Annotated in this window: 17 protein-coding genes; 9 read left to right on the top strand and 8 right to left on the bottom strand. The window is 71.0% G+C overall.

The genetic code is table 11. The annotated features are described in order from the left end of the window. Nucleotides 1-194: 194 nt before the first annotated feature. Both ACRAKI_RS27205 and ACRAKI_RS27200 read right to left on the bottom strand, forming a co-directional pair. Complete coding sequence (locus ACRAKI_RS27205; protein ID WP_447003346.1) at nucleotides 195-554, bottom strand: STAS domain-containing protein; 360 nt, start codon at nucleotides 552-554, stop codon at nucleotides 195-197. 56 nt (nucleotides 555-610) lie between these two features. Then, nucleotides 611-1,699, bottom strand: a complete 1,089-nt coding sequence (locus ACRAKI_RS27200; RefSeq protein WP_447003345.1) for a carboxylate-amine ligase — start codon at nucleotides 1,697-1,699, stop codon at nucleotides 611-613. Nucleotides 1,700-1,770: 71 nt separating this feature from the next. Here ACRAKI_RS27200 and ACRAKI_RS27195 point away from each other — a divergent pair, with 71 nt between their 5' ends. Next, nucleotides 1,771-2,775, top strand: coding sequence for a DNA topoisomerase IB (locus ACRAKI_RS27195; RefSeq protein ID WP_447003344.1), 1,005 nt, complete (start codon nucleotides 1,771-1,773; stop codon nucleotides 2,773-2,775). 42 nt (nucleotides 2,776-2,817) lie between these two features. Here ACRAKI_RS27195 and ACRAKI_RS27190 read toward each other — a convergent pair whose 3' ends face one another. From ACRAKI_RS27190 to ACRAKI_RS27175, 4 genes are all read right to left on the bottom strand, one after another. Continuing rightward, a complete protein-coding gene (locus ACRAKI_RS27190; protein ID WP_447003343.1) occupies nucleotides 2,818-3,789 on the bottom strand; it encodes a baeRF2 domain-containing protein in 972 nt (323 codons plus the stop codon). 235 nt (nucleotides 3,790-4,024) lie between these two features. Continuing rightward, nucleotides 4,025-4,402, bottom strand: a complete 378-nt coding sequence (locus ACRAKI_RS27185; RefSeq protein WP_447003342.1) for a hypothetical protein — start codon at nucleotides 4,400-4,402, stop codon at nucleotides 4,025-4,027. Between the two features lie 89 nt (nucleotides 4,403-4,491). Further along, a complete protein-coding gene (locus tag ACRAKI_RS27180; protein ID WP_447003341.1) occupies nucleotides 4,492-5,247 on the bottom strand; it encodes a SigB/SigF/SigG family RNA polymerase sigma factor in 756 nt (251 codons plus the stop codon). 47 nt (nucleotides 5,248-5,294) lie between these two features. Continuing rightward, nucleotides 5,295-5,657 (bottom strand): ATP-binding protein, encoded by a 363-nt coding sequence (locus ACRAKI_RS27175; RefSeq protein ID WP_447003340.1) that lies wholly within the window; start codon nucleotides 5,655-5,657, stop codon nucleotides 5,295-5,297. A 212-nt stretch (nucleotides 5,658-5,869) separates the two neighbouring features. Here ACRAKI_RS27175 and ACRAKI_RS27170 point away from each other — a divergent pair, with 212 nt between their 5' ends. From ACRAKI_RS27170 to ACRAKI_RS27140, 7 genes are all read left to right on the top strand, one after another. After that, the gene (locus tag ACRAKI_RS27170; protein WP_447003339.1) at nucleotides 5,870-6,655 is read left to right on the top strand and encodes an ABC transporter ATP-binding protein; all 786 of its coding nucleotides are present in this window, start codon (nucleotides 5,870-5,872) and stop codon (nucleotides 6,653-6,655) included. Next, on the top strand, nucleotides 6,652-7,464 hold the full coding sequence (locus ACRAKI_RS27165) for an ABC transporter ATP-binding protein (RefSeq protein ID WP_447003338.1): 813 nt from the start codon (nucleotides 6,652-6,654) through the stop codon (nucleotides 7,462-7,464). The genes ACRAKI_RS27170 and ACRAKI_RS27165 overlap by 4 nt, the downstream gene beginning before the upstream one ends. Then, complete coding sequence (locus tag ACRAKI_RS27160; RefSeq protein WP_447003337.1) at nucleotides 7,461-9,317, top strand: AMP-dependent synthetase/ligase; 1,857 nt, start codon at nucleotides 7,461-7,463, stop codon at nucleotides 9,315-9,317. The genes ACRAKI_RS27165 and ACRAKI_RS27160 overlap by 4 nt, the downstream gene beginning before the upstream one ends. Beyond that, nucleotides 9,317-10,204: a branched-chain amino acid ABC transporter permease gene (locus ACRAKI_RS27155; RefSeq protein ID WP_447003336.1), complete on the top strand. Its 888-nt coding sequence runs from the start codon at nucleotides 9,317-9,319 to the stop codon at nucleotides 10,202-10,204. The genes ACRAKI_RS27160 and ACRAKI_RS27155 overlap by 1 nt, the downstream gene beginning before the upstream one ends. Then, nucleotides 10,201-11,301, top strand: coding sequence for a branched-chain amino acid ABC transporter permease (locus ACRAKI_RS27150; protein WP_447003335.1), 1,101 nt, complete (start codon nucleotides 10,201-10,203; stop codon nucleotides 11,299-11,301). The genes ACRAKI_RS27155 and ACRAKI_RS27150 overlap by 4 nt, the downstream gene beginning before the upstream one ends. 13 nt (nucleotides 11,302-11,314) lie before the next feature. Then, nucleotides 11,315-12,607, top strand: coding sequence for an ABC transporter substrate-binding protein (locus ACRAKI_RS27145; RefSeq protein WP_447003334.1), 1,293 nt, complete (start codon nucleotides 11,315-11,317; stop codon nucleotides 12,605-12,607). A gap of 156 nt (nucleotides 12,608-12,763) precedes the next feature. Next, nucleotides 12,764-13,768 carry a radical SAM protein gene (locus ACRAKI_RS27140; RefSeq protein WP_447003333.1) on the top strand — a complete coding sequence of 335 codons (1,005 nt, stop codon included), beginning with the start codon at nucleotides 12,764-12,766 and terminating at the stop codon, nucleotides 13,766-13,768. 2 nt (nucleotides 13,769-13,770) lie between these two features. Here ACRAKI_RS27140 and ACRAKI_RS27135 read toward each other — a convergent pair whose 3' ends face one another. Further along, nucleotides 13,771-14,751 carry a PHP domain-containing protein gene (locus ACRAKI_RS27135; protein ID WP_447003332.1) on the bottom strand — a complete coding sequence of 327 codons (981 nt, stop codon included), beginning with the start codon at nucleotides 14,749-14,751 and terminating at the stop codon, nucleotides 13,771-13,773. A gap of 210 nt (nucleotides 14,752-14,961) precedes the next feature. On the opposite strand from ACRAKI_RS27135, the gene ACRAKI_RS27130 reads away from it, so the two are divergent. Further along, on the top strand, nucleotides 14,962-15,588 hold the full coding sequence (locus ACRAKI_RS27130; protein WP_447003331.1) for a TetR/AcrR family transcriptional regulator: 627 nt from the start codon (nucleotides 14,962-14,964) through the stop codon (nucleotides 15,586-15,588). A 199-nt stretch (nucleotides 15,589-15,787) separates the two neighbouring features. Here ACRAKI_RS27130 and ACRAKI_RS27125 read toward each other — a convergent pair whose 3' ends face one another. Beyond that, entirely contained in the window at nucleotides 15,788-16,981 is a 1,194-nt protein-coding gene (locus tag ACRAKI_RS27125; RefSeq protein ID WP_447003330.1) for a serine hydrolase domain-containing protein, read from the bottom strand. Nucleotides 16,982-17,090 lie beyond the last annotated feature (109 nt).

The raw sequence follows: 17,090 nt of genomic DNA, 5'->3' as shown, positions 1-17,090 counted from the left end.
GGCTGCGGTGGCTGTTCCTGGCCAGACCCGACCCGGGGCCGGTGCTCCCGCACGTGCCGCCGCCGGGCGTCCGCTACTGGCACGGCCCGCGCAGCATCCCGGCCGCCGAGTCCAGGTGGGTCGTGCCCCCCGGCGGGCGCACTGCCCCCGGTGGGGGCGGTGCGCTGCGCCATCAGGACGGTCCGCCGGTTCGGCTAGAACCGGCTCAACGCCTCGTCGACGGATCCGACGACGGTGAACACGGAGTCCAACCCGGTCGCCTCGATCGGCCGCTGCGTCGCCCGGCTGGTCGCCACCAGCACCAGCGGGATACCCAGGCTGCTCGCACGCTGACGGCCGACCACCAGCGACTCCAAGCCCGCCGAGCCGAGGAATCGCACCCCGCCGAGGTCCACGACCACGGCCCGCACGTTCTCGACCAGGTGTTCCTGGAGCGGCCTGGCCAACTCGTCCGCACTGCTCGTGTCCAACTCGCCGGACACGTGCAGCACCACCACGCCGTCCGAGGGTCTGTCGACCCTGACGGAAGCGAGCGTTGCCGCGGGTTCTGGCACTCCGGTTCTCCTCTCACTCGACGACGCCGGCCCCGGCGTCGACTTCACGGTAGTCCTCAGAAGGCTTCGTCGACCGTCTCGGCCAGGATGAGGTCGACGAGCCGACGGGCGTCGGGCGAACTTCCGAACGCCCTGCGCTGCCGCGCCGCGCCGCTGCCGTGGTTGTCCAGCCACCGGAGATGATCCTCCACAGTGGACAGAGCGTCGGCGTCGCGGAGCGCGGGCCCGCACCAGGAAACGAGTTCGGCGAGGCGCTGCCGGGCGGGGAGGAGGTGCCCGGTGCGCGGGTCGACCGCCAGGCCGTCCACCCCGTCCCGCGCGGCCCGCCAGTACGCGGCGCGCAACAGCGCGTCGTTCACCCGTTCGGTCTCACCCGTGTCAGCGGCGGTGCGGGCGAACGCCCGGATGACCTCGGCGATGACGACGGCCTCGCGGGCGGTCATCGGGATGTCCGAGACCCGCACCTCGACGGTCGGGTGCTGCACGGACGGGCGGACGTCCCAGTAGACCATCCCGGCGTCGAGCAGCACCTCGGTCGATTCGAGGGCGCCGACCAGCCGGTCGTACTCGTCGGCCGACTCCAGGTGCGGCGGCGGGCCGCTGACCGGCCACCGCGACCACACGACCGAGCGCCAACTCGCGTACCCGGTGTCCTCGGCCTGCTCGATCGGGGAGTTCGCGCTCAACGCGAGCAGCGTGGGCAGCCACGGGCGCATCGCGTTCGACACGCGCACAGCGACGTCCGGGTCCGGCACGCCGACGTGGACGTGCATGCCGCACACGCCCTGACCACCGATGATCTTGCGGTGCGAGTCCCGCATCAGCCGGTAGCGGGCGTCGTCGGTGCCCGGCGGCGGCCCGAGCGTGCCGATCGGCGGCACGGCCGAGGCCATGAGCCGGCAGCCCGCCGCGTGCGCGGCCTTCGCCAGGTGCGTCCGGCCGAGCATGACCTGTTCGGCCAGCTCCTCCGCCGTCTCGCACACGGGCGTGGCCACCTCGATCTGGAACGGCGTCAACTCGCGCTGCACGTCCAAGTCGGCGTCCGCGTGCTGCGCGACCGACTCGGCCAGCGGCACGGGACGGCGCGACTCCGGGTCCACGAGCAGGAACTCCTGCTCGACCCCCACGGTCCACGGCGGTGTCATGACGCTTCCTTACCCACTTGCCGGCCCGTTCAACCCCCATGTCGGTGACCGGTCGCCCAGCGGTGTTTCGGGTGGGCGCAGCCGGGAACCTGCCCGCTGTGAGACTGCGCCGCAGCGACCCGTCCGCCCCCGGCTGGCACCGCCGCGCCCGTGGCCGAGGGTTCCAGTACACCGACGCCGAGGGCGCGCCGGTCGACGCCACGTCGGTGGAGCGGATCAAGTCCCTGGTGATCCCGCCCGCGTGGCGCGACGTGTGGGTGTGCCCGTACCCGAACGGCCACATCCAGGCGGTGGGCACGGACGCCGCCGGACGCCGCCAGTACCTCTACCACCCGCGGTGGCGGCAGGAGCGGGACGAGGAGAAGCACGACCGGGTGCTGGCGCTGGTGCCAGTGCTGCCGGGATTCCGGGCGGAGGTGGCGCGGGAGCTGGCGTCCCGGGGACGTTCCCGCGAACGGGTGCTCGCCGTGGCGCTGGCCATGCTGGACCGCGGCGTGTTCCGGGTGGGGAGCGAGGAGTACGCCGCGGACAACGGCACCCACGGCGTGGCCACCCTGCTGTGCTCCCACGTGACCGTCCGGTCGGGTTCTGCCGTGTCCGGTGTGTACTTCTGCTATCCGGCCAAGGGTGGGATCGAGTTCACCACTTCGGTGGAGGACGTGGCGTTGGCGCGGGCGGTGAAGTCGTTGCTGCGCGGGCGGTCCGGCCCGGAGCGGCTGCTGGTGGACGCGCGGGGGTGCGAGATCGGGTCGGACGACGTGAACGAGCGGTTCAAGGAGTTGGTGGGGGCGGAGTTCACGGTGAAGGACCTGCGGACGTGGCACGCGACGGTGACGGCGGCGGTGGCGTTCGCGCGGGAGGGGCGACCGGAGTCGCAGCGCGGGCGGAAGCGGGTGGAGGCGGCGGTGATGCGGGAGGTGGCGGAGAACCTGGGGAACACGCCGGCGGTGGCGCGGAAGTCGTACGTCGACCCGAGGGTGGTGCGTCTGTTCCAGGAGGGGCGGGTGATCAAGCCGAAGTCGGATGATCGTGAGACCGTGGAACGCGCGGTGTGGCGGATGCTGCGCCGTGCCTAGGGGTTCGACGGAAGGACTCCCGAAGCCGACCGTGACCGCCCCTCACTTCGCGCCCGGCTCGGCTCCTGACGTGGTCCCTGACTCGGCCTCGCCCTTCCGAAGCAACGCTCCGACATCCTCGTGCAGGTGAACCGCCCCGCCGACCAACACGATCTCGGCCCCGCAAGCCGCCGCCCGCAACGGCAGCACCTCGTCGGCCCGTGCACCGTCGACCTCCCGGGACCCCACGAGGGCATCGGTGAGCAGCAACGTGTCGACCCGCCCGGCGTCCAGCGCCCGTACGACGGCCTCGATCCCGTGCACCGCGCGCCCGGTGAGCCGAGTCGACTCGTCCCGGAACCGCTCGACCACCACCCGCCGCGCGTCCTGGTTCGCCCGCCCGGCCAGGTGCAGCACCGCCCGGTCCGGCGACCCCTCCACCTCGACCACCAGGTGGTGGTAGTGGGCGGGCAATGCCACCCGCAGCGACCGCCGTCCGTCCACCGGTCCGGCCAGCATCAGCAGCGACGCGTCCACTCGGTCCACCAGGGTGGTGGCCTCCTCGGCGACGTCCGCCAGCTCCGCCGCGTTCAGCCGCCGCCCCGGTCGGCGGGCGCCCACCGTCGCCACGGCCACCGGCCGGCCGGTCGGGTCCACCGCGCGCAGGTCGGCGCCGTGCTCGCCGACCTCCACGACCACGTGCGGGAGGAGGGGTTCCGAGAGGTCGACCAGCGGCAGGAAGTACGGGAGCGGCCCGTAGCGCGCGGTGTAGCCGGAGGGCGGGACGGGGACGTAGCGGTCCAGCAGGATCCGGCCGCCGCCCGCGATCAGGCACCGACCCGCGAGGCCGCGCGGTGTCACGCTTGAGGTGATCGCGTTGTGCGTCAACGCGACCAGGTACGGATCGGCCTGCTGGGCTTGGAGCTGGTCTCTCATCGCCCGCCATCGCAGGTCCACGTGATCGCCTACGTCGAGGAACACGGAGACGAACGGGCCCTCGACGTCCAGCAGGGTGTGCAGACTCGCCGTGTGCATCAATCCTCCCCGTTCGGTCACTCGGGTGGTACCCGAAAGTGGCCCGATGCAACCGTTTCGGCGGAGTGGCGCCACGGTGCGCCGGTGACTTCCGGGCCACGAAAGTGGGGCAGTGCAACGCGAAGGTGTGGGGTGTGGCGTGTGCCGGGCAGGGGCACGGGCGTGCGGAGGGCGACGCGAAGGGGAGGGGCACGGAGGAGGTAGGGCAAGAGGAGGGCAAGCCGAGGGGGGAGGGTTAGTGGGGGCGGGCGGGGCGTTGGCGTTCGCGGGAGTGTTGCTCGCACCAGGCGCAGCTCTCGGCCACGGCTACCGAGGCGAAGCCGATCAGCAGGTGGACGACGTTGCCGACGAGCCCGGCGTCCATCGCACCCCCGGGCTCGCCCACGCCGAGGGCGAACACGACCAGGTACACCACCCCCAGCAACGACCCGACCAGACGGGCACGTCGCGTGCGCACCGCCGCCGCTGCCATCACCAGACCCGTCACCAGGTGCAGCACCCCTGCGGGCACCTCGCCCCGCACGAGATCCACCACACCCCACAGCGCGAGCACCACGCCCAACGCCACGGCTGCCCGCTGCGGCCACGCCAGGGTCTCCAGGTTCGTCACCACCGCGACCACCCCTTTCGCCTTGACGGGCCACCGGCCGTCCCACCCGTCGAACTCGGCTCGTCACCGAGTGCTACCGACCGCTGCCGGGCCTACCGGTGCTGCTCATCATCGAGCAGAGCGCGCAATCGGGCCAGTGATCGGCTGAGGAGGCGTGACACGTGCATCTGCGACACCCCCACCGAGTCCGCGATCTGGCTCTGCGTCATGTTCCGGAAGAACCGCAGCACCACGATCCGCCTCTCCCTCTTGGGCAGCCCGCGCAGCATCGGGTCCAGCGCGTGGTGCAGTTCGACCACTTCCAATGCCGGGTCGTCGCGGATCAGGGCGTCGACGTGGTCCAGCTCGTCGCTGATCGTCTTCTCGTCCAACGACAGCAGGTGGTACGCCGACGTCGCGTGCAGCCCTTCGTACACGTCGTCCACCGGGATGCCGAGGTGCCGCGCCACCTCACTGGGCGTCGGCGTCCGCCCGGTGTGCCGGGACAGCTCCACCCGCGCCGTGTCGATGGCGACGCACAGCTCCTTCAACCGGCGCGGCACGCGGACGGCCCACCCCTGGTCACGCAGGTAGCGCCGCACCTCGCCGGTGATGGTGGGCACCGCGAACGCCAGGAAGTCGATCCCCCTCGACACGTCGAACCGGTCCACCGCGTTGATCAGCCCCAGCGCGGCCACCTGCCGCAGGTCCTCCACCGACTCCCCGCGCTCGGCGAACCGGTCGGCGATGTGCCTGGCCATCGGCAGGTGCTCGGTCACCAGCTGCTCGCGCAGCCGCTGGTACCGCTCGCCGTCCCGCTCGGACTCGGCCAGCTCGTGGAACAGCGGCTGGTAGTCCACCGCGCTCATCGCCGACACCCGTTCACAGCCGACACCCGCTCATCGCCGACACCCACTCACGCCCGGCACCTCAGCTCGACCCGCAACCGGCCCTCCCCGTCGATCCAGGTGGCCACCGTGTCGGTCACGGAACTGACAACCTTCCAGTACAACGAGTCATGATCGGGCACGGTGACGGCGGCTGACCTGACCTCCGCCCGGAAGCGCACGGAATCACCTTCCCGGGCGAACCGGCACAGCAGTTCGGCCGAGGGCGCGAGCGACCGCGCGATGAGCGCGGTGCACGCCTCGTCGACCGCGATGACCAGGTCGATGGCCAGCTCAGGCGTGGACCGGGCGAGCGCACCGGCGACCGCGCGGACGGTCGAGAGGTGGGCCGGCCTCGCCGCCACCCTGAGCTCCAGCTCCGAGCCGTCCATGTGTGGCGAACGCTCCTCACAACCCCGTTGTCGTCGCCGGGGGCATACCCACGGCCACCTTCCGCTACACCCGTCCACACAGGACTGAGCAACAGAATCGTGAAAGACGAACATGCCGTGAGCTGGTTCATCACGGTTTGCGAACAGCGGTAGGTAACCCTGTGACTGGAGTCATACTGATCGCCACCCCGACATCCCCACGGAGGCGCCTGGTGCTTGAGGCGAACAACCTTGAGGTGGTCTACGACGACGTGATGTTGGTGCTTCGCGGCGTGAGCCTGAAGGTGCCCGAAGGGCGCATCGTCGCTCTCCTCGGCGCCAACGGAGCAGGCAAGACGACCCTGATGAGGGCGTTGTCCGGCCTGCTCGACGTGCACGACGGCAAGATCACCCGCGGCCGGATCACGCTCGACGGAGAACCGGTCCACCGCTCCTCGCCGACCCGCATCGCGTCGCTCGGCGTGAAGCAGGCGCTGGAGGGCCGGCGCATCCTCGGCGAGCTCACGGTCGAGGAGAACCTGCGCGTGGGCGGGCACAGCCGTCCGCGCGGCATCAAGCAGAACCTGGAACGGATGTACGAGCTGTTCCCCAGGCTGAAGGAGCGGCGCAGGCAGAGCGCGGGCTACCTGTCCGGTGGCGAGCAGCAGATGCTGTCCATCGGCCGGGCGCTCATGTCCGAGCCGCGCTACCTGCTGCTGGACGAGCCGAGCCTGGGTCTCGCGCCGCTCATGGTGCAGCAGATCCGCGACCTCATCGTCAAGATCAACGCGGCGGGCACGACCGTGCTGCTGGTCGAGCAGAACGCGACCATGGCGCTGTCCATCGCCGACCACGGCTACGTGCTGGAGAACGGCAAGGTCGTGATGGACAAGCCGGCCGCCGCGCTGCTGGCCGACGAGGACGTGCGCGAGTTCTACCTGGGCCTGCGCGGTGAGGGCGCCGCGCAGTCGTTCCGCGACGTGAAGCACTACAAGCGGCGGAAGCGGTGGTTGTCGTGAGCCTTCCTGACAAGGCCCCACGGGAGAAGGTCCTGGAGATGGACGGCGTGACGCTGGCGTTCGACGGCGTCACGGCCGTGGACGGCGTGTCGTTCCACGTGGCCGCGGGCGAGCTGTTCGCCATCATCGGGCCGAACGGCGCGGGCAAGACGTCGATCTTCAACGTGCTGTCCGGCGTCTACCGGCCGCAGAAGGGCTCGGTCCGGTTCCAGGGCGAGGAGATCCTGGGCAAGCGCCCGCACAAGATCGCCGCCATGGGCATCGCCCGGACGTTCCAGAACATCGAGCTGTTCGCGCACCTCTCCGTGGTGGAGAACCTGATGCTGGGCCGGCACAACCACATGCGGTACGGCGCGCTGGCCGCGTTCGCGTGGGTCGGCCGGGCTCGGCGCGAGGAGCTGGCCAACCGGGCGGCGGTGGAGGAGGTCATCGACTTCCTCGAACTGGAGCAGTGGCGCGGCCAGCCCGTCGGCCTGCTGCCGTACGGGGTGCAGAAGCGCGTCGAGCTGGGGCGCGCGCTCGCGATGGAGCCGAAGGTGCTCCTGCTGGACGAGCCGGTCGCGGGCATGAACGTCGAGGAGACCGAGGACATGGCGCGGTTCGTGCTGGACGTCCGGGACGAGCTCGGCATCGCGATGATCATGGTCGAGCACGACATGGGCCTGGTGATGGACCTCGCGGACCGGGTGATGGTGCTGGACTTCGGCAAGCCCATCCGCACCGGCACGCCCACCGAGGTGCAGCAGGACCCGAACGTGGTGCGCGCCTACCTGGGCGAGGCGCACCAAGCCGTGGGAGGTGTCGCATGAGCGCCCCGACCACCACCGCCGCCGGCTTGACCACCATCGTCACCCGCGTGCGGGACCGGGCGAAGGCCACCCCGGACGCGGTGGCGCTGCGGGCCAAGGACTTCGGCATCTGGCGCGAGGTCTCCTGGTCGGCGTACTGGGAGCGGTCCGAGCTGGTCGGGCACGCCCTGCTGGCGCTCGGCGTCGAGGCGGGGGACCGGGTGGCGATCCACTCGGAGAACCGCCGCGAGTGGCTCTACACCGACATCGGCGCGGTGGCCGTCCGGGCGATCACCGTGGGCCTGTACCCGACGAACCCGGCGAGCGAGGTCGCCTACCTGCTGTCGCACTCCGGGGCGCGCGTGCTCATCGCCGAGGACCAGGAGCAGGTGGACAAGGCGCTCGCCGTGCTCGACTCCCTGCCCGAGCTGGAACGCATCGTCTACATCGAGCCGCGCGGCATCCGGCACCGCTACGACAACCCCAAGCTGCTCGCCTGGGACGACTTCCTGGCGCTCGGCGCGGAGCACCGGGAGACCCACCCGGACGCGGTGGAACGCCGGATGCGGGAGGCCGCGCCGGACGACGTGATGACGTTGATCTACACGTCCGGCACCACCGGGCCGCCCAAGGGGGCGATGCTGACGGTGGCGAACGTCGAGTTCGCCATCGAGTCGCTCGTCGAGGGCGGCGGGTTCACCGACCCACCGCCGTCGCCGAAGGACGTCACGCTCTCCTACCTGCCGCTGTGCCACGTGGCCGAGCGCATCTTCACCACCTGGTTCAGCGCGTCGGCCGGGGTCCAGGTGCACTTCGCCGAATCCATCGACACCGTGCAGGCCAACCTGCGCGAGGTGCAGCCGACGATCCTGTTCGGGGTGCCGCGGATCTGGGAGAAGGTGCTGGCGGGCATCACGATCAGCGCGTCCAGCGCCACCCGGTTCAAGCGCCTCGTGACCCGGTTCTGGCTGCGGGTGGCCGACGGGCTCGGCGAGCAGCTGGTCCGCAACGGCGGCGAGCACACGGTCGGCACCAGGCTGAAGTACGGCGTGGGCTGGCTGTTCTGCTTCCGCGCGCTGAAGACGCGGATCGGCATGCGGCACGTCCGGTACGCGTCGTCGGGCGCCGCGCCCATCGCGCCGGAGGTGCTGCGGTTCTTCATGGGCATCGGCGTCCCGATGCACGAGGTGTACGGGATGACCGAGAACAGCGCCATCGCCACCGGCAACCGGCCCGGCCGGGTGAAGGTCGGCACGGTCGGCGAGCCGCACCCCGGCGTGGAGCTGCGGATCGCCGACGACGGCGAGATCCAGACCCGGCACCGGGGCGTGTTCGCGGGCTACTGGCGCGACGAGGACGCCACCCGGCGGGCGATGACCCCGGACGGGTGGCTGCGCACGGGTGACGTCGGCGTGTGGGTGGACGGCACGCACGTCCGGATCACCGACCGGATGAAGGACATCATCATCACCGCGGGCGGCAAGAACGTGGCGCCGTCGGAGATCGAGAACGCGCTGAAGACGTCGCCGTACATCAAGGAAGCGATCGTGGTGGGTGACCAGCGGCCGTACCTGGTGGCCCTGATCGGCATCGAGCAGGACACCGTCGGCCACTGGGCCAGGCAGCGCCGGATCGCGTACACCACCTACCGCGACCTGGCGGAGAAGGACGAGGTGCGGGAGTTGGTGCAGGACATCGTCACGAAGGTCAACGAGAAGTTCGCCTCCGTGGAACAGGTGAAGAAGTTCCGCATGCTGCCCAAGGAGCTGGACCACGAGGACGGCGAGCTGACCGCGACGCAGAAGGTGAAGCGGTCGGCGCTGGCCAAGGTGTTCGGCGAACTCGTGGACGACATGTACCTCGGGGGGCGCTGATGAGCGAGTTCGTGCAGTCGATGCTCCGGGGCCTGGGCTCCGGGTCGATCTACGCGCTGCTGGCGCTGGGTTTCGTCATCATCTACAAGTCCACCAGGGTGATCAGCTTCGCCCAGCCGGCGTTCATGCTGGCGGGTGCGGTGCTGGTCAGCTACCTGGCCGCCGAGATCGGGTTCTTCGCGGCCGTGCCGGTCGCGGCGGTGCTCATCGCGGTGCTGGCGCTGGGCGTGGAGCGGACCGTGCTGCGGCCGATGATCGGCAAGCCGGTGTTCGTGGTCGCGATCATCACCATCGGCGTGGACGTGGTGGTGCGGGTGGTGACCAACTCGTTCATCGGGCTGGACGTCCGCCAGGTGGGCGACCCGTGGGGCCTGTCCACGGTGACGCTGTTCGGCGTCGACGTGCAGCAGCGGTACCTGGTGATGTTCGCGACGACGGTGGTCGTGGTCGCCGTGCTGTTCGCGTTCTTCCGGTTCTCCCGGATCGGGCTGGCCATGCGCGCGGTCGCCTACGACCAGGAGGTGGCGCTGGCGCAGGGCATCTCGGTCGGCTCCGTGTTCGCCCTGTCGTGGGCCATCGCGGGCGGGCTGGCGGCGTTGGCCGGGGTGTTCGTGGCCACCGGCGCCGGCGTCGACCAGCAGCTGTGGGTGATCGCGCTGAAGGCGTTGCCGGCGATCATCCTCGGCGGGCTGGACTCGCTCGGCGGCGCGGTCGTCGGCGGGCTCGCGGTCGGGGTCGTGGAATCGCTCGTCGGCACCTACCAGGGCGACGTCGCGCCGTGGCTCGGACCGAACTTCGCTCTCGTCGCGCCGTACGTGCTGATGCTGGTCGTGCTGCTCGTCCGGCCCTACGGGCTGTTCGGCAGCAAGGAGGTGGAACGAGTGTGAAGGGCCGTCCAGGGCTGTACACCTCTTACGCGCAGGACACGGCGTTCCTCAACACGCGTCCCAAGCGGTCGTGGACGGGTGCGCTGGTGGTGCTGGCGCTGCTCCTCCCGTTCGCCATCACCGACGACCTGTTGCTGCTGCTGGCCACCGGTTTCGTGGCTGCGATCGGCGCGATCGGGCTGAACATCGTGACCGGGTACGCCGGTCAGGTGTCGTTGGGCCACGCGTTCTTCCTGGCCATCGGCGCGTACACGGGCGCCGCGCTGTCAGGCGACCCGGACGGGCGGGTGCTCGGGTTCGGCGTCACGTCGCTGCCGGTGTGGCTGCTGGCCTCCGGGCTGGTGGCCGGGCTGGCGGGGCTGATCGTGGCCCCGATCGCGGCCCGGCTGCGCGGGCTGTACCTGGCGATCGTGACGCTGGGCCTGGTCTTCCTCGGTGAGCACGTCTTCCGGGAGTGGACGTCATTGACCGGCGGTCCCGGCGTGGGCCGGCCGGCGGCGGTGCCCGAGCTGTTCGGCGTGCGGCTGGACCGGGCGTCGGCGCTGTTCACCGGGCCGCAGCAGCTGTACCTGCTGATGTTCGTGCTGCTGGTGATCTTCGGCGTGCTGGCGCGGAACCTGGTCCGGTCGCGGATCGGGCGGGCGTTCGCGGCGGTGCGGGACCGGGACCTGGCGGCGGCCGTGATCGGGGTCGACCTGACCCGGTACAAGGCGCTGGCGTTCGCCGTGTCGTCGTTCTACGCCGGTGTGGCGGGCTCGTTGTTGTTCGTGGTCAACGGGTTCTTCGACCCCGGCTCGTTCGGGTTGCTGCTGTCGGTGCAGTACATCGCCATGGTGCTCATCGGCGGCGCGGGGACGATCTCCGGCGCCATCATGGGCGCGCTGTTCATCACGCTGCTGCCGCGCATCACCCGGGAACTCCCGACGGTGTTGCCGTTCATCAGCTCCGACGCGACCGGCGGGATCTCGGTGTTCCAGGTCGAGGCGGTCCTCTACGGGCTGCTGATCGTGGTGTTCCTGATCGTGGAGCCACGGGGCCTGTTCGGAATCTGGGTGCGCGTGCGCAGCTACTGGCGCACTTGGCCTTTCTCGTACTGAAAGGGTGGATGGGATGGCAAGTCACAGAGTGGTGCTCGCGGTGCTCTCCGTGGTCGCACTGGCCGCCGTCGCGTGTCGCGGTGGCGACGGCGCGGCACCGCAGGAGGGCAAGGGCGGTATCAAGGTCGATGCCGGCGTGACCAGTGAACCGTGCCCGGACACCGGCCACAGTGACCGGGGCTGCATCTACCTCGGAACGATCTCGGACCTGACCGAAGGGCCGTTCAAGACCCTCGCGGTGCCGATCACCGACGCGCAGAAGGCGTTCTGGAAGCGCGTCAACGACCAGGGCGGCATCGGCGGCTACGACGTGGACGTCACGTCGTACGTGAAGGACAACAAGTACAACCCGCAGATCCACAACCAGGTGTACCAGGAGATCAAGGGCAAGGTGCTGGCGCTGACCCAGACCCTGGGCTCGCCCACGACCGCCGCGATCCTGCCCGACCTGGAGAGCACGCAGATGGTCAGCGTGCCCGCGTCGTGGACGTCGCTGTGGGGCGTGGAGGAGGTCATCCTGGAGTCCGGCGCGAACTACTGCATCGAGTCGATGAACTCGGTGGACTACGCGGTGGACAACCTCGGCGCGAAGAGCGTGATGGCCGTGCACCTGCCCGGCGACTACGGCGACGACGCCGCGGGGGGCGCGAAGATCGCGGCGGAGAAGCGCGGGCTGACGTTCACCAGCGCGGTCACCCAGACCGGACAGGACAACCAGGGCGGCGCGATCGACGCGGTGCTGGCGAACCAGCCGGACGTGGTCATCCTGACCACCGGGCCGACGGACGCGGCCGTGATCATCGGTCAGACCGCCGCGCGCGGGTTCAAGGGCAAGTTCATCGGCACGTCGCCGACGTGGAACCAGGGCCTGATGTCGAGCCCGGCGGCGCCCGCGATCAAGGCGCTGTACATGCAGTCGGCGCCGTGGAAGACGTGGACGACGGACTCCCCGGGGCACAAGGCGCTGCGTGAAGCGCTGCCGTCCGTCACCCCGAACGACGGCTACACGTCCGGCTGGGTGTGGGCGTACCCGTTGAAGGCGGCGCTGGAGAAGGCGGCCGAGAACAAGGACCTGACCCGGGCCGGGCTGCTGAACGCGGTGCGCCAGCTGAAGTCGGTGGACTACGAGGGCATGCTGCCCGAGGGCGCCGGCAACTTCGCCGGCAACCCGAACGACGCCGCGTTCCGGCAGACGCTGATCTACAAGCCGGACGAGGCGGGGCAGACCGGGCTGAGCCTGGAGGAGGACTTCTTCACCGGTCCGACGGCGAAGGACTTCAAGTTCGAGAAGCCCTGCTACAGCTGATCCCACCCTGTTCGGACACCGCGGCACCCCGGCTCGTTCCACGCCGGGGTGCCGCTGCTCGGTGGGACCGACGAAATTCGAATGCCCTGACCGAACGACGTATCAAGCCGGCCCGACGGTGCTCCATACGGATAGCGAGCACCACGGGAGGGTCGAATGGGGCAGACGAGTGGCCGGGCCGTCATGCAGGTGCACCCGACGAGACTGTGCAACCTGCGCTGCCTGCACTGCTACTCCAGCTCAGGGCCGGACGTCGCTGAATCGATTCCCATAGCGGTGCTGTCCACCGTGGTCCGGGACGCGGCCAGGCTCGGGTACGACGTGCTGAACGTGTCCGGCGGCGAACCGTTCCTCTACCCGGAACTGCCCGCGCTGCTGCGCGCGGCCCGTGCGGCGGGAATGCGGACGACCGTCACGACGAACGCGGTCGCGCTGACCCAGCGCCGGATCGGGTTGGTGCGCGGGCTGGTCGACCTGGTGGCCGTGTCCCTGGACGGCGACCGGGCCACGCACGACCGGATCCGCGGCCAGGAGGGGTGCTTCGACAAGGCGCTCGCCGGCATCCGCAGGCTCACCGAGGCGGGCGTCCCGGTCGGCGTCATCACCACCCTGACCCAGGGCAACGCCACCCAGCTCGGTGACGTCGCCCTCGCCGCGACGCAGTCCGGCGCCCTGCTGCTCCAGGTCCACCCGCTCGAACCCGAGGGCGCCGCGAACCGGCTGATGGCCGGCGAACGCCCGGACGCGGTCGAACTCGCCTACGCGGCGGTGGAACTGGGCCGGATCGCCGAGGAGCACGGCCTCGCCGTCCAGCTGGACGCCGTGCCGCGGACCATGCTGGCCCGCCGGCCGGAGGCGTTCATGGCCGTGCCGGTGGACGACGAGCAGCCGCTGGGCCGGTGGCTGACGCCGCTGGTGATCGAGCCGAACGGCGCGGCGGTGCCGGTGTCCTACGGCTTCGACCGCCGCTACGCCCTGGGCAACGTCCTGGACCGACCGCTGGCGGACCTCGCCGGCGGCTGGGACGCCGCACCGTTCCTCGCCCTGTGCCGGGCCACCTGGCAACGCCTGGTCGACGGCCGCACCGGTCCGCTCGTGCCGTGGTACGGCCACCTGCTCCGGTCCTCGCGCGCCGCCCGCCCCGCCACCGCCGGGCGCTGACGTCACCCCAGCAGGTCGGCGGCCTCCCGCGTGTTGATCACCCGATCCGGTGTCACGCCGCACTTCTCGGCCCGCTCGCAGCCGAACGACAGCCAGTCCAGCTGCCCCGGCGCGTGGGCGTCGCTGTCGATCGAGAACGAGCACCCCAGCTCCAGCGCCAACCGCAGCAACCGCTCCGGCGGGTCGCGCCGCTCCGGCCGTGAGTTGATCTCCACCGCCGTGCCGTGCTCGACGCACGCCGAGAACACCGCCTCCGCGTCGAACGCCGACTCCGGCCGGCCCTTGCCGACCACCAGCCGCCCGGTGCAGTGCCCGAGGACGTCGACGTGCGGGTTCGACACCGCGGCGACCATCCGCCGGGTCATCTCCGGCGCCGGCATCCGCAGCTTCGAGTGCACGCTGGCCACCACCACGTCCAGCCGTTCCAGCAACTCGGGCCGCTGGTCCAGCGACCCGTCGTCCAGGATGTCCACCTCGATCCCGGTCAGGATCAGGAACGGCGCCAGCTCGGCGTTCAGCTCCGCCACCACGTCCAGCTGCTCGATCAGCCGGTCGGCGGACAGCCCGTTGGCCACCGTCAGCCGGGGGGAGTGGTCGGTGAGCACCATCCACGAGTGCCCGAGGTCGCGGGCGGCCTCCGCCATCTCGCGGATCGGGCTGCCGCCGTCCGACCAGTCCGAGTGCGTGTGGCAGTCGCCCTTCAGCAACGCCCGCAGCGCCTGCCCGCCGACCACCGGCTCCCGGAACTTGCCCAGGTAGGCCGGTTCCCGCCCGGCCACCGCGTCCGCGATCACCCCGGCGGTGGCCTTGCCGATACCGGGCAGGTCGGTCAGCGTGCCCGCCGCGACCCGCTTCGCCACCTCGCCGTCCGGCAGCGCGGCCACCACCTCCGCCGCCTTGCGGAACGCGCGGACCCGGTACGTGGGTTCACCCGCGCGCTCCAGCTGGAACGCCACCTGCCGCAATGCCCAGAGCGGATCCACGACGTCCTGTCTACTCCGCCCGGCGCGGGAACGCGCGCCAACCGCCGAACCCGGCGACGCCCCGGACGCCCGCTGTGCGTCCGCGTTCGTCCGCGTTCGTCCGTCGGTCCCCGGGCCGCCGGGTCGCGCCGACCGCCGGAGCTTGCGACTTGGCGGCGGTGCGCGCGGAAGGCTTGCGGCTGCCGGGCCGCTGAACCGAGGATGTTCCGCATGTCCCCACGTGCCGGCACGGTCGGGTCGCGGCGCAGGCCCAGCAAGGGCGACCTGACCACGCAGGCGATCCTGAACACCGCCGAGCGTCTGCTGCAGACGCGCTCCCTGGACGACATCGCGGTCGACGAGCTGGCCTCGGGAGCGGGCATCTCGCGGTCGACCTTCTACTTCCACTTCGCCTCACGGGAGGCGGTGCTGCACGCGCTTTCCGGCGCCGTCCTCGACGCCGTCTACGAGTCCGCGCAGGCGTGGCTCCGGCGTGGCCACGAACCGCCGGAGGACTCCATCCGCCGCGCGCTCGACGCCACCCTCGCCCTGTGGCGCAAACACGGCCCGGTCCTCCGCGCCGCCGTCCGCGCCCGCGACACCGACCCCTTGATGCGCGAGTTCTGGACCGGCGTGGCCCGCCGCTTCATCGACGCGACCGCCTCGCAGATCACCCTGGAACGCGCCGCCGGCACCGCCCCTCCCGGCCCCGACGCCAAGTCACTCGCCACCGCCCTCGTCTCGATGAACGAGCAGGCCTTCCTGACCCGCTCCCACTCCCGCCGCTCCACCGCCCGGGACCGCCACCTGGTGGACACCCTCACCCACGTCTGGCTCCGCTCCATCTACGCCACCTGACCCGCGCAAGCCCTCCACCCACGCACCGCGAGTCCTCCACCCACGCACCGCGAGTCCTCCACCCACGCACCGCGAACCGGCCGCTCGGACACCGCGAACCTCGTGCTGCCTGCGTTCCGATCGGCCGCAGTGGTGGTTTCGTGGTGCGCGAGTGGACGACTTGCGGTGTCCGAACGGTGGACTCGCGGGGTGGGGTGGGTTAGTGGAACCAGAGGCCGTTGGGGGCCTGGCGGTAGCCGAGTGACCGGTACACGGCGTCCACAAGGGACTGCCCGCGCTCGTTGACGCCCAAGCCCTGCCCCATCCGCGTCATCGCGTACCCGAACGACATCCGGGACTCCGGGGCCGCGAACCCGAGCGAGCCGCCCATGCCCGAGTGCCCGAACGCGTCCTCCGACATCAGCACACCGCGCTCCTCCGCCGGCAGGTACCGGCTGTCGACCGCCTTCATGAACCCCAGCGAGAACCGGGTCGGCGCGAGCAGCATCTCGTCGTGCCCGGCCGCCACCACCGACGACATCGCCGGGACCTGCGTGTCGGCCACCAGCCGCACCCCGTTGTACTCGCCGCCCAGCGCCAGCGGCCGGTACATCTGCGCCAGCCCGCGCGCGTTGCTCATCCCCCCGACCGCCCCGTACTGCGCCGCGTGCGCCTCACGCGTGTTGGACGCCGCGACGTACCCGCCGTTGTTCGTCAGCAGCATCGCCTGCATCGACTCGGGCGTGCTCATGCCCGCCAGGTACACGTTCGGCAGCCTGTCGGCGCGGTCGGCGGGAATCGTCGGCGCGACCAGCGGCTCCAGGTCCTCCGGCAACGTCAGCCAGAAGTCCAGGCCCAGCGGACCGGAGACCTCCTTCTCGAAGAACTCCGCCAACGACACCCCGGACACCCGCCGGACCACCTCGCCGACCAGGTGCCCGAACGTCAACGCGTGGTAGCCGTGCCGCGTGCCCGGCGTCCAGTAAGGCTCCTGCCGGGCCAGCAGGTCCGTCATCGACCCCCAGTCGAACATCCCGCCCGGCGGCACCGGTTCCCGCCACGCGGTCAACCCGGCCTGGTGCGCCAGCAGGTGCCGCACGAGCGTGTCCGCCTTGCCGCTCTGCCCGAACTCCGGCCAGTACTGCACCACCGGCGAGTCCAGATCCAACTCGCCCCGTGACGCCAGCACGTGCGCGCACAACGCCGTGGCGCCCTTCGTGCACGACCACACGTGCGTGATCGTGTCCTCAGTCCAAGCCCGTCCGCCCGCGTCACCGCCCCACAGGTCGACCACGGTCTCGCCGTCCACCGTCACGTGAACGCCCGCGCCCACCTCGCCGCGCTCGGCGAAGTTCCGCTCGAACTCGGCGCGGACCTCGGCGAACTCGTCGGCGCAACTGCCCTCGACCGTCATCGACCCTCCAGGTGCGGCGGTTGTCGGACCCCATGCCACCACGGTGAGCCACGACACGTGAGTAGGGATTCCTCAGTCCGTACGACTGCAGGGGCACTGGCGGGACTGG

The organism is Saccharothrix isguenensis (assembly GCF_052936305.1).
Note: the sequence above shows the minus strand (reverse complement) of the source record. Positions and strands in the feature narration are given on the sequence as shown.